Below are 12391 nucleotides of genomic sequence, written 5' to 3'. Positions count from 1 at the left end.
CTCCCTTAGTTTGAGTATTTTGATACGAGTTTAATAATTTCTTCTTTTTCCTCTGCACCATAAATCATTTCTAGGTTTTCTTCTTCTGACAGCAGCTCCGAAAGTTGAGCAAGAGCTTTTAGGTGCGTTTCGTTATCTACTGCAGCGAGTACGATTAACAACTTTACCTGATGCTTTTCTTTAGATGAAAAGGGAACCTCTTGATCTAATCGAAGCAAGCTCATACCAACCGTATTCACACCTTCTTCTGGACGGGCATGAGGAATAGCGATTCCTGGAGCGATGACTACATAAGGCCCCAAATCTTCTACATTTTTGATCATGGCATCGATATAAGAAGAGGTGATTTGCTCTGTCGCAAGGAGCGGCAGAGCTGCTGTCTTGATCGCTTCTTTCCAATCTGCTGTCTGCGTAGCAAATTGAATGGTTTCTTCATGTAGTAAGTCATTTAACATAGGTCGTTCAAACCTTTCTATTGATAAGCTGGTTGGTGATGGAGCAAATAACTGATGTAATTCATTTCTTAGTTCTTTCTCATTCGTAATCGTGCCATGTTTCTTCATGATTTCAACGATCACATCTGGGTTCAAGTCAGTTTCTTCATGAGAAGTTGTTTGTACTTCCTCCATCCAATGAAGGATTTTCTCTTTTCCCTGCTGTGTCAAAATGGGATTCACCGTTAAGACAGGTAACGTGTCATGTTCCAATGGTGATGTTGAGAAGACATAATCCACGTCGTAGTGGTTTTGTATGAATTGTCTTCTTGATACTGTCCCGATGACTTCCACATTTGTGAGAAGCTTTTCAAGCTGTCCTCTTAAAATATTTGATGTACCAATTCCTTTTTCACAAACGATAATCGCTTTTCCGAACGTCACTTCCGGAAGCTCTTCCTTCTGCATCCATGCTCCAAAGTGCATCGCTAGATAAGCGAGCTCATCATCTGGTAGCTTTTGAGACATCATCAATTCGATCGGCCAAACGGCACGTTTCGTAATGGAAAAGACATCTGGATATTCCTGTTGTACCGACTCTGTTAGTTCGTTTGTAATTGGAACATGATATTTCAATCGATAGTACGTTGGTTTAAGGTGAAGAAAAAGAGCTTCCTCTAGTTCATTGCGCTGTTCGAATAAGACACAAGCGTAAACTTGAAATTCATTAACGATCTCTCTAACAACTTTTCTAAGCTTGTTACTTTCAAGACTACCAACAGTGCCTACTTCAGAATAATTGACCCTTGAGCCAAGAAGGTGCATCGTGATAAAACCTATCTCATCCATTGATAGTGAGAGTTTGAATTGAACTTCTAATTCTTTTGCAATGCTCTTTGCTGCTTCAAATTCTCTCGTTGAACAAACAGCGTGTTTTTCATCTGGATCGAGCTGGATGCGATGCTCGCCTTTCAAACGTTGAAGAAGAACGACAAGCTGAATGGCTAGAACATGGATCGTATCGTCCGTTAGCTCTACTTTTAGAATCGGCTCAGCATTCATGATGATTTGCTTCATCGGAATGAGGTGTGAATAGGTGTGTTCATCACCGTTCTTTAAGAGAGGATAAAGAAAATTCGTCATTTCGGTTAATTGTCCATTGGTGAGAACCTCGGACAGAAAACGACTCAATATTCTCCTCTTGTTTTCCTCTTTACCTTCCACTACATAGCCGGTTGTTCTTTCAAATTGTAAAGTTAATGTTTCCTCGGCCAGAACTTTTTTAACAAGCTTTAAATCTTTAGCGACTGTGCCGCGACTTACTTGAGTACGTTCCATAAAGTTCTGCATAAAGACTGGCTTATCGTTTGTTAAGAGTTCAACGCCAATTAAGGTGATGCGTTCCGGTTGAGAATAGTGGTACTGCCATTCTTTTAGCTCCTTCATCAATTTAGGAACGGTCTGTTTGGTCTCTTCAGAGAGACAGTACCCCATTCCTTGTTTTGTTTGGATAATGGGTAGCTTGTTCTCATCTAGCCAATCGTTAATTTTTTGTAGGTCATAATGAACAGTTCGTTTTGATATTCCTAATTGGTCAATGACATGATCAACCGTAACTAACTCTGTTGCATTCACGAGCTTTGTTAGTAAAAATGTGCTTCTTTCATCAAGTGACATGGAGATCTCCAACTCCCTTACAATTGCAAAATGATACGGATGAAACAAATCATGATTTGATATTGCTAAGTATATAGGCGATAGGGTTAATATGAAAGGGTTTGCAATGTGTTGTTTTTGTATTTCGTCAATTTGCAAAAGTGAACAGATGTGAAATTGGAACGTGTTTGAAGAGAGAAATTCGAATCAAATTCTAGAAAGAACCGTATATGTATGGAGTCAGTAGATTAACAAATAGGTAGGTGATATACTAACCAAAGAATTAAAAGAATCGATTCACTCTTTGGTTTTTCCACCCCCAATTTTCCTAGAACCTTTTTAGATAATAGTCTTATAACTTCGCTTTATAAGGAGATGGAATACTTATGAACATATCCCAAGAAAACTTTGGAACGTTAAATGGTCAGGATGTAACATTATTTAAGTTGCAAACGAAAAGTGGTTTTGAAATTTCTTGTATTGATTATGGTTGCATTATTACTCGTATTCTCAGCCCAAATAAGAATGGACAACTTGAAAATATAGTACTGGGTTATGACACCCTGGAAGAGTATCTAACTTGTTCCAATTATTTTGGGGCCGTTATTGGGAGAGTAGCTGGAAGAATTGAAGGCGGTTCCTTTGAATTAGGTGGAAAAGAATTTCAATTACATAAAAACGATGCTAACAACCATATTCATGGAGGCAGTAGGGGGTTTAATAGCGTAATTTGGGATGCCAAAGTGATTCAAAATCATCAGGATGAGGGGACTATTGAATTTAAATATCATAGTGCTGACGGAGAAGAAGGTTATCCGGGCAATGTAGAAGTTGTTGTACGTTATACATTAAACAATCAAGATGAATTAACGATTCATTACAGTGCTACTTCTGACAAAGATACGATCATGAATTTGACAAACCATACTTATTTTAATTTAAGTGGGGATTTGAAGGAAGATGTGTTGAGTCATTCTTTAAAGTTGAAAAGCAATTACTATTTAGAGTTAAACCGTGACATGATACCTACTGGAAAGCTATTAAATGTACAGGGAACGTCTTTTGATTTTCGAGACGGGAAAAAATTGAGTGAGGGTGTGAATAATCCTCATGAGCAGAATTTATTAGTAGGTGAAGGGTATGACCATCCTTTTATCCTTGAAGATCATCAAGAAATTGTATTAAGTTCTGCAGGACGGAAGCTGACCGTTGCTACGAGCGAGCCTTGTGTTGTGCTATATACAGGCAACAGCATAAGTGAAGGTTTCAAAATAAGAGAGGTTCCTTCAAAAAAATATTTAGGTGTATGTCTCGAGACGCAAAAACATCCCAATGCTATTAATCAACCAGAATTTCCGTCTGTTGTGCTAAGTGAAAACACACCATATGAATCAAAAACACGCTATAAATTTCAAACTAGGTAACCGTAAATCCTCATCAAGTCCTTTTATATACAATGGTGTTAAAAGTACTATTTGTATCTCATATAGGATCTATCTTGATGTTATTGGAATCTTTTCTGATTCGTTATAGTTTGTCTCTCAAAACCAAGAAGCCTTTTATTCGGAGGCTCCTTGGTTTTTTATATAAAAATGTTTCGATTTATATAAACTGGGAAATTAAGGTATAGGTGAAAGAAACTGGTGATTACGAAAACCATCAGGTAGTTCCATACATAATGTAACGTCAGATCCCTAGCCTTCTCTTGCCAAAAAAATGAATTGGAGTGTTTGGATGTTAAAGAAATTAGCCCCACTATCGTTAGCAGCAGTTGTTTTTGTAGGTGCCCCGTTTCACACCTCTGCAAAGGAAATGAGTGCGAGGGACATTCTAAAGCAGTCGAATGAAGCAATGACTGAAATCGAGAGCTATTCTACAAAAACAAATATGGAACAATCGATTCCTCTTAAAGGTGAAACGATGTCCATTTCTAGCGAATCTGAAGCGGACATAACGCTGAAGCCTTTCGCAATGCATCAGGTTGTGACAACACAATCGCCTGAGGAAGGTGAAGTCTCACTAGAGTCTTATTGGACAGAGGAAGGTTTCTACCAGGAAGATCCTGAAAAGGGCTGGATTAAGATGCCTGAAGAACTGACGCAAGGTTTAGAAGAGCTTCAAAGCATGACGATGGTGGAAGGCCAGATGTCGCAAGCCGAAGAACTTGGTGAAGAGATGAGCGTTGAAGAAACTGGCGAAGGATTCGTTTTAACATATGAGGGCGACGGCAAGACGTTAATGGAAGCATCTATGAAAATGTTTGAAGAGAGTATGTCAGGTGAAGACTCCGGGTCAATGAAAGGACTTATGGAGCAGATGACGATTAATGATTTTAACTATGAAGTGACGATCGATAAAGAGACTTATTACATGAAGCAATTATCAATGGACATTGATATGGATATGGAAATCGAGGGAGAAAGCATGAATATGACTCAATCGATGGAAATGTCGGTAGACAACTATAACGGTGTTGATGAAATTACCGTTCCAGCTAATGTGATTGATTCGGCGAAGCCATTGGAGGGCGGACAAATGCCTGAAACGGCTACTGCCAATCCTATGCTTGCCTTAGGTGGAGCGTCTCTAGCTGTAATAGCAGGTGGCCTATTGGTTTTCAGAAGGAAAACACGTACTCAATAATCTATTGTGAAGAACCGCAAAGCATGATGCGGTTTTTTCCCTTTCTATAGGACGAGCAATTGAGGTGGAGAAATGAACAAAGTTTATGTTGTTTTGATGTGTGCAGGTCTATTTATAGCAGCCTTCTATGGCTATGAGTGGTGGCAGTCCACGCAAGCAGTTGAGCAAGTAGATGCTGAAGAGACTGAGAGGTGGAATACCGAAGAAGCAAGCGAAGTTCAGGAAATAGAAACGGCTAGTAGTCATTCAAAAGAGCAAGCGGTGGTAATGAGTAATGAAATAAATGCTTATGAGAAGGGCGAGGAAGTTGGTCGATTAATTATCCCTGCAATTGAAAAAGGATTTACTACTTATTGGGGAACAGATGAAGAAACGTTAAGTCAAGGTGTTGGGATGTACGTAAGTCAGTATACAACGACACCTGATCAGGGCCGCCATACCGTATTAAGTGGACATCGGGACACCGTTTTCACTGGTTTGAATAATGTTCAGAAAGATGATCCAATCTTTTTTGAATTCGATGGAAAACGATATGAGTACATCGTTGTCGGAATAAAGGTTGTTGATGAGGACGACAGGACGGTTATTGTCGACAAAGAAGAGGCGACATTAACGTTAACGACGTGCTATCCTTTTGAATTCATTGGGCACGCCCCTGAACGATATGTGATTCAATCTGAACTAGTGAACGTGATGGATATGTAGGTAACTCCGCCAGATAAACGAATGAAGCATATAAAAAAGTCCTGCCGTCTAGCAGGACTTTTTTATATGCGGGAAAGGGATGTAGAGGGTCGTAAACGCGGTCTGATCTCCTGGACAAGATGATCGCCTTTTCCTAATTCATTTAATTGTAATAAAGTATGCGCAATGTTTTCTTCTACTTCATACGTTAGTCCTGTGTTGTAATCAATTAGAAAATACATCTTTCCATCTTCAACTGTTCCGGATAAGAGCTCGTACTTATCGTATTCAAAATGGACCTCTGTTCCGTATTGCGTCATCTCAAGGTACGTTTCGAAAGGGGTGACGGGGAATACTTCTAATTTACTCATGTTCATCCTCCAGCTATTTTAATAGATTTTAATAAGCAGTCTATCCGAGTTTATCCTTCTCTATACATGGAAAAAGAGATTTAAAGAATGAAAGTTTTGTAGAGTGGGTTAAGCTCACATATTTGGAGGTTAAAGCTAACATTTTGACTTATAGCTTATAGTGCTGTATCTTATTTCCTAGTAATTATATACGAATAATTCACATTCCTTTATTAGGAGGGAAATCATGAAGAATGTAATGAGAGGCTATTTGAATGCTTCGTTAATAGTAAAAATCACCGTTGCGCTAGTTCTCGGTATTATAGTTGGTCTTGTTTTTGGCAAGGATGCGGCCATTCTCGCTCCGCTTGGAGATTTATTAATTAAATTGCTATCGTTTCTTATTATCCCATTAATTCTATTTACATTGATTGTTGGTGTCAATCAAACGAAATTGAATAATCTCGGCCGTATGGGAGGTAAGGTGTTTCTGTACTATGTTTTAACATCTGCTTTAGCTATCATCGTTGGACTAACAGTAGCGACATTATTTAATCCAGGTACAGGATTATCAATCGATCCTAACCAATCATTTGATGTTCCGGATAATCCTGGGATTGTAAGTGTTCTTTTAAATATCGTACCATCAAACATCGTTACAGCGTTTAACGAGATGAATCTACTTGGAATTATTTTTACTGCTTTTGCTTTTGGTATCGCGATTTCTGCGCTGCGAAACTCAGAAGAACACGGTCAGCTCGGTGAGCACCTATATAAAGTAGTTGAAGGCTTGAATGAAGCGACTTTTAAAATTATGAATGTGATTCTGCAGTACGTTCCAATCGGAATTTTTGCAATCATTGCGAAAACAATTGGAAACCAGGGGGTGGATACGATTCTCTCACTCGGAAACATGATCGCTGTCCTTTATATTGCTTTAATTGTACAGATCGGAATATATGTACTGTTCTTGCTATTATTCAAAGTAAGTCCGAAAGAATTTTTTAGTAATGCAAGTAAGCCGATGATCACCGCTTTTGTTACGCAAAGTAGCTCTGGCACATTGCCACTTACGATGAACGCGGCGAAAGGGCTAGGGGTTTCGAAAAGTTTATATAGTTTTAGTTTGCCACTAGGTGCCACGATTAATATGGATGGAGCGGCAATCCGAATTGCGATATCTGCGGTGTTCGCTGCAAATGTCGTTGGCTCGCCGCTAAGCTTTACAGACATGTTGATGGTCGTTATCGTTGGAACACTTGCATCAATTGGTACAGCAGGTGTCCCTGGTGCTGGAATCGTCATGATCGCCACCGTGTTTGCTCAGGTTGGGTTACCGATGGAAACCGTTGCTTTATTAACAGCCGTGGATGCCTTAGTTGGAATGGGTGCCACTGGTCTTAATGTAACGGGAGATCTTGTTGGTGCTTCGATTATTAATCGAAAAGAGAGATTGGCAAAAGAGAAGATAGCGGAGTAATGAAAAGTCGGGTGATGCCTGGCTTTTTGTTTTGGTCTAAATTTTTTCTTAAAAGGATAAAGACGATAGTGACTGTATTTGTATCCGCTTCCTAAAAAACCTATAAGCTAAATCTTACCCCGGTGTATGAATAATCCATTTACTTTTAAGAATCTAAATATTAAGATAATAATAACTTTAGAGCTTTCATGCAGAAAAGGAAATGGGGGATACGGGTGTCAGATCAACTTAAGGGGATTTGGAAAGATTGGAGATTGCACTTACTTGTGTTTGGAATTGTTGCATTAACAGAATGGATTGGTGTTTTTCAATTTACAATAGGGCCTGGCGTTATTCTATTATTGCCAATGCTGTACGCCATGCTTATTGGACTCGGTCTGTTTTTTACACCAGTTGTTAAAAAAGCGCAGGCGCTTCATGCTGAACCGTTAATTGTGCTTGGTGTAACGTTACTTATCGCAAAAATCGGCGTGATTATTGGACCGTCTCTACCGAAATTAATCGAAGCAGGTCCCGCTTTGCTTCTGCAGGAATTCGGAAATTTAGGTACGATATTCATTGCTCTGCCAATTGCTGTTTTTCTTGGACTGAAGAGAGAAAGCATTGGCATGGCGCATTCTGTAGCAAGGGAGCCAAACGTTGGGCTGATTGTTGATAAATATGGCTTTAATTCACCTGAAGGACGAGGGGTTATGGCCATTTATATATTTGGTACAGTCTTTGGGGCAGTATTTATGGGAGTGATATCTGGGTTCCTTGCGACAATTACACCGCTCCATCCATTATCGTTCGCAATGGCTTCTGGGATTGGAAGTGGAAGTATGATGGCCGCTGCAAGTGGTTCGCTCGTTGCTGCTTTTCCTGCATTTTCAGACGACATTATTGCATTTGCAGGTGCGAGCAATTTGCTGTCGCTCTCAACAGGCTTATACATGAGCATTTTCATAGGTCTTCCTTTAACAGAAAAAATGTATCAGCTGCTAACAAAAGAAAAGTCACCTCAGGCGAGCATGAGGAAAGGAGCATAAGATGCTATTAAAAAATGTACAAGAGTGGACGTTATTATTAGTGATTTTCGGCTTGATCGCAGCTGTGGGAAACTGGATTGGGTATAGTGTGTTTCCGGTCTCAGCTTTACCTGGTATGCTCGTTTTAATTGTCATTTGTTTAGCTGGACTTATTCTTCAGCACGTTCTCCCTGTGAATATTCCAAGTGTTGCTTACATTGGTATTATTGGAATTCTTCTTTCGATGCCAATCATGCCAGGTTCTGAATATGTCGTAAAGTGGACGGAAAATATTAATATCCTTGCCCTTGCGACTCCTATATTAGCTTATGCTGGTATAGCAATCGGACGCTCCTGGACAGATTTTGTTAAGCTAGGCTGGCGAAGCGTAGTGGTCGCTATGTTTGTCATGGTAGGAACGTTTCTAGGTTCTGCCCTCATTGCTGAAGTAGTTTTGAGAATGCAAAACATAATCTAATCAGAAAAAGCTTCCCGTGCGGAAGTTTTTTTATTGGAAAAGAACGGGTCTTTTATATGCGACAGAGTTTTTCGAGGCATTCAATTGAGTGACAGTAGGTTTTCGCGACGTTTCCTGTCAAATCGGGAGCGGGTAACGAAAATAGGGACAGGGCTGAATCATTTGTAAACCAATCCTCTCGATTGGGGGGCTCGTGACTGACTTCCTTCCAAACAGATAAAAGAGGGCTATAAATACGCGGGCCTTCTGTTACCTTGCACTTTTCGATGGTGCGCTTTTCTCCTGGTATTCCTTCCTTTACCGGATGGAAAAAATGTGGCCAAAAGTCTTTACGTGAACCAGTATGCGGATGATGTGATGCCCAATCTAAAATGTCGTTGAGGATTTCTTGCTTAGAAAATAGAATCTGGTAGAGACGCTTTCCAAGATGGATCCGTTCCTTAACATAAAGAAAATGATTGGCAGTTTCACCAATTAGCTGAATAGAGGTATTATCATTCCTCGGAAATAATATCACGTTCATATTGAAAACATTTTGTAGTTGAAAAGGCAATGTTTTAAAAACTGATTTATGGAAGACATCATCCTTTATTATGCGTGAATCGATGTAGTGTTGTTCATTGATAATCAGGGCTGTTGAAAGGATATCACGGTCTTTTTCAATCCAGAACCTTCTCCATACAACACTCATAAAAGAAGAGACGTGAAAAGCAGATAGTAGGTGAAAAAGTGGTTTCCTTCTTTTAATACTTTCTTGATAAACAAGAAGCTGAGGATAGGCATCCTGAAAAATAAGCCAGTTTCCTCGTTCCAAAAAAGAGAAGAAGGATATCTGCTGATCTACTGATAATAGGTGGGGGAGATATTCACCTTGTACATCAGTCATTGTCCATCCTGCATTCCGAGATACGAGATGGGCAAGGAAAGCCCAATGAATTTCTGGATGTTGGAAAAAGAAACTCAGATAAGCTTTGGTTCGAGTGACGTTATTTGCATTTGCACGCTCTGTTTTTTCAAGAATGAATTGAACGAGCTGCTGATCCTCCGCCGAAAATGAGGTGGGAGTTGAATGAGTTTTGATCGCGTTTTTTAACTCGTATATGAGAGGAGCAGATAGACTCTTTTTCTTTTGTGGTAGAAAGAATGATATTAAGGACTTCACAACTTTTCCACTCCCTTGTTTGCCTTTCTATATACGTATGAATGTAGAATCAGGAAAGAAGAAAGTCTTTCGAATGGTTTTGTTAACAAGGGATGCCTACTTGGGTGAGTGAGATCAAATTGTACCTATTTGCAACACAAAAACTGGGTGTGATTGTGGGTTTTCTATCTTCCTTTATCTACCACTAAACTTTGGATAAGTGTATGATAGAAGTATTCATAACAATTGCACGTTCATATTTTACTATTTGGCTCATTCACACGAGTAGAAATGAGCACGTTGAAGGAGGCCTAATTGCTACATGTCTCATGGCCGATTAAAAAGAGAGCTTCATTCTGAAGAGCTTCTCGAAATTATCTTTGATTATGCGTCTCGTATCACGATTGAGAACAATCTGGACCGACTTCTGATGCTTATGGCTGATATGGGGAGGGATATGACGGTTGCTGACAGATGTACGCTCTGGCTATATGATGAGAAAACAGATGAATTGTTGGCAAGAGTTCCTCATGGTATGGAGAAAATTCGTGTTCCTGCCACGAGCGGACTTGTAGGCTACGTCTATCAAACAGCAAACTCACTCGTAATCGATGATGCTTATGAGGACAAGCGGTTTTGTGCAGAGTTGGATGTGAAGACAGGCTACCGAACGAAGTCTGTCATGATGATTCCTCTGACGAATAAGCAAAATCAAAGGCTTGGAGTCTATCAGGTCATCAACAAATTAACCGCCGATGAAGTATTTACAGCTCAGGACGTAAAGTATTTAAGCCTTGCAGCTTCTTATACAGCTCAAGCGCTCGAAGCTGTGTTAACGAACATTGAGATGGAAGAGGCTCAACGAGAGATCATTTTCAAAATGGGGGAAATTGGGGAAGTTCGTTCAAAGGAAACAGGAGCTCACGTTAAGCGAGTAGCGGAGTATGCAAAGTTTCTAGCGATGAAATGCGGATTGAGTGAAGAAGAAGCTGATCTCATTAAAGTAGCTTCACCGATGCATGACATCGGGAAGGTAGCCATTGCCGATGCGATTTTAAATAAGCCTGGTAAACTATCAGAAGAGGAGTTCATTGCAGTAAGGGAACATGCTAATATCGGCTATAACCTTTTGAAAAATTCTAATCGCAGTATACTAAAGGCAGCGGCCGTTATTGCCAAGGAGCACCATGAGCGCTGGGACGGCAAAGGTTATCCAGAGGGGCTAAGTGGCGACGACATCCACATCTATGGACGGATTGTTTCTGTTGCTGATGTTTTTGATGCGCTCGCTACGGATCGTCCTTATAAAAAGGCGTGGAACGCAGAAAAAATCCTCGCTCATTTTAAAAAGGAGCGAGGATGTCAGTTTGATCCTAATCTTATTGACGTTTTTTTAGCAAATATGGACGGTTTTCTCCAGATCAAAGAGCAATACGAAGATTAAGAAGCAACAAGAGCGCCCGCGGCGCTCTTTATTTTTGTAGAGAATGAAGGTTAGAAAGTTCCTGTGCGAGCGTTTCAGCGATGGCTTTCATCCCAGAAACACCTGCTTTTTTCTCTGCATCGGCATTGTAGTTCGTATTTGTATTCACATCATAAGTAAACAAATCGCCACGCTCATTTTGAATGCATTCAATTCCTGCAAAGGCGATGCCGTTGGCTTTTAAGAATGCTTCATAATTGGTCAAAACAGGATGATCGAAGTTTTCAATGATTTCAAATTTAGGAGCGGGTTCTTCTGTTGTCGGACAAAAAGAATCCCCAACCTGACAAGCATCAGCTGGACATAACTCAAAACCTTCAGATGTATCGACACGAACGGCATAGAGGAATTTTCCGCCTACAAACTCACAGCGAGTAATCGAAGCGTCAGGAGCCTGAATGTACTGCTGAAGCAATGTGATCCCATCAATCGAATCTTCAAACGCATCACTCATCACATAGCCCTTCAACGTCTCTGGATTGTTAAATAGCTGAACGCCGAGTCCTTTTCCAGCTCGGTTATGCTTCGTAATAAATGGCTCAGAAAATGCATCAGCTGCGTTCACAAGATGATCCTTTCCGACAGCGGCAATCGTTTTTGGTGTAACGACCCCATGTTTTCTAAGGGCTGCGTATTGGGCAACTTTACTGACTTCAAGGGCTAGTGCGCGGCTATCGTTTAATACTCTTCGCCCATGACTCTCAAGCCATGATAGTACTGCTGCAGTATATTCGGGTGCATAGCGATGATCACGAGTGTGGGAGGATGCACTCATCCGATTATAGAAAACACCATCTGGTGGTACGTCACTTAAGTCGAAATTTCCTTCGCTCAGAAACCAATCTTCATATGGGACGTTAAGCTGTTCAAGTTCATGCTTAAGGGGCTTTGTCCATTCCTCGTTCTCATGAATGATATATATTTTTGCGCTCATGTAATAACCTCCTTTTTTATAACCGTTAAAACCTATCATTTTACTCAAGTATAAAGGAGTTTTCATCATAATCCCAGTGAAAACGTTCTATCACCTGTCCC

At 40.2% G+C, this 12391-nt stretch carries 11 protein-coding genes; 7 read left to right on the top strand and 4 right to left on the bottom strand.

The window, feature by feature from the left end; all coding sequences use genetic code 11:
* Positions 1 to 5 precede the first annotated feature (5 nt).
* Positions 6 to 2111, bottom strand: a complete 2106-nt coding sequence (locus AC0VYO_RS21475) for a BglG family transcription antiterminator (protein ID WP_475368239.1) — start codon at positions 2109 to 2111, stop codon at positions 6 to 8.
* A gap of 365 nt (positions 2112 to 2476) precedes the next feature.
* On the opposite strand from AC0VYO_RS21475, the gene AC0VYO_RS21470 reads away from it, so the two are divergent.
* From AC0VYO_RS21470 to AC0VYO_RS21460, 3 genes are all read left to right on the top strand, one after another.
* Positions 2477 to 3514 (top strand): aldose epimerase family protein, encoded by a 1038-nt coding sequence (locus AC0VYO_RS21470; RefSeq protein WP_475368238.1) that lies wholly within the window; start codon positions 2477 to 2479, stop codon positions 3512 to 3514.
* 310 nt (positions 3515 to 3824) lie between these two features.
* On the top strand, positions 3825 to 4733 hold the full coding sequence (locus tag AC0VYO_RS21465) for a DUF6612 family protein (protein ID WP_475368237.1): 909 nt from the start codon (positions 3825 to 3827) through the stop codon (positions 4731 to 4733).
* Positions 4734 to 4805: 72 nt separating this feature from the next.
* Positions 4806 to 5438 carry a class D sortase gene (locus AC0VYO_RS21460; RefSeq protein ID WP_194218237.1) on the top strand — a complete coding sequence of 211 codons (633 nt, stop codon included), beginning with the start codon at positions 4806 to 4808 and terminating at the stop codon, positions 5436 to 5438.
* A gap of 62 nt (positions 5439 to 5500) precedes the next feature.
* On the opposite strand, the gene AC0VYO_RS21455 is transcribed toward AC0VYO_RS21460, so the two are convergent.
* A complete protein-coding gene (locus tag AC0VYO_RS21455) occupies positions 5501 to 5788 on the bottom strand; it encodes a hypothetical protein (RefSeq protein ID WP_194218238.1) in 288 nt (95 codons plus the stop codon).
* Between the two features lie 226 nt (positions 5789 to 6014).
* On the opposite strand from AC0VYO_RS21455, the gene AC0VYO_RS21450 reads away from it, so the two are divergent.
* The 3 genes from AC0VYO_RS21450 (at position 6015) to AC0VYO_RS21440 (ending at position 8732) form a co-directional block, all read left to right on the top strand.
* Positions 6015 to 7247, top strand: coding sequence for a dicarboxylate/amino acid:cation symporter (locus AC0VYO_RS21450; protein WP_475368236.1), 1233 nt, complete (start codon positions 6015 to 6017; stop codon positions 7245 to 7247).
* 215 nt (positions 7248 to 7462) lie between these two features.
* A complete protein-coding gene (locus AC0VYO_RS21445; protein WP_226615863.1) occupies positions 7463 to 8275 on the top strand; it encodes a DUF3100 domain-containing protein in 813 nt (270 codons plus the stop codon).
* A gap of 1 nt (position 8276) precedes the next feature.
* Positions 8277 to 8732: a hypothetical protein gene (locus tag AC0VYO_RS21440; RefSeq protein WP_194218241.1), complete on the top strand. Its 456-nt coding sequence runs from the start codon at positions 8277 to 8279 to the stop codon at positions 8730 to 8732.
* Between the two features lie 52 nt (positions 8733 to 8784).
* Here the strand turns inward: AC0VYO_RS21440 and AC0VYO_RS21435 are convergent, their stop codons facing one another.
* On the bottom strand, positions 8785 to 9894 hold the full coding sequence (locus AC0VYO_RS21435) for a DUF2515 family protein (protein WP_475368235.1): 1110 nt from the start codon (positions 9892 to 9894) through the stop codon (positions 8785 to 8787).
* A 301-nt stretch (positions 9895 to 10195) separates the two neighbouring features.
* On the opposite strand from AC0VYO_RS21435, the gene AC0VYO_RS21430 reads away from it, so the two are divergent.
* On the top strand, positions 10196 to 11317 hold the full coding sequence (locus tag AC0VYO_RS21430) for an HD domain-containing phosphohydrolase (RefSeq protein ID WP_475368234.1): 1122 nt from the start codon (positions 10196 to 10198) through the stop codon (positions 11315 to 11317).
* Between the two features lie 28 nt (positions 11318 to 11345).
* Here AC0VYO_RS21430 and AC0VYO_RS21425 read toward each other — a convergent pair whose 3' ends face one another.
* The gene (locus tag AC0VYO_RS21425; protein ID WP_475368233.1) at positions 11346 to 12290 is read right to left on the bottom strand and encodes an ATP-grasp domain-containing protein; all 945 of its coding nucleotides are present in this window, start codon (positions 12288 to 12290) and stop codon (positions 11346 to 11348) included.
* Positions 12291 to 12391 lie beyond the last annotated feature (101 nt).

The sequence above is a fragment of the Anaerobacillus sp. 63XJN7_4_ISO-PGPR-S23-413 genome (assembly GCF_056173725.1).
This window is presented reverse-complemented; position numbering and strand designations above follow the sequence as displayed.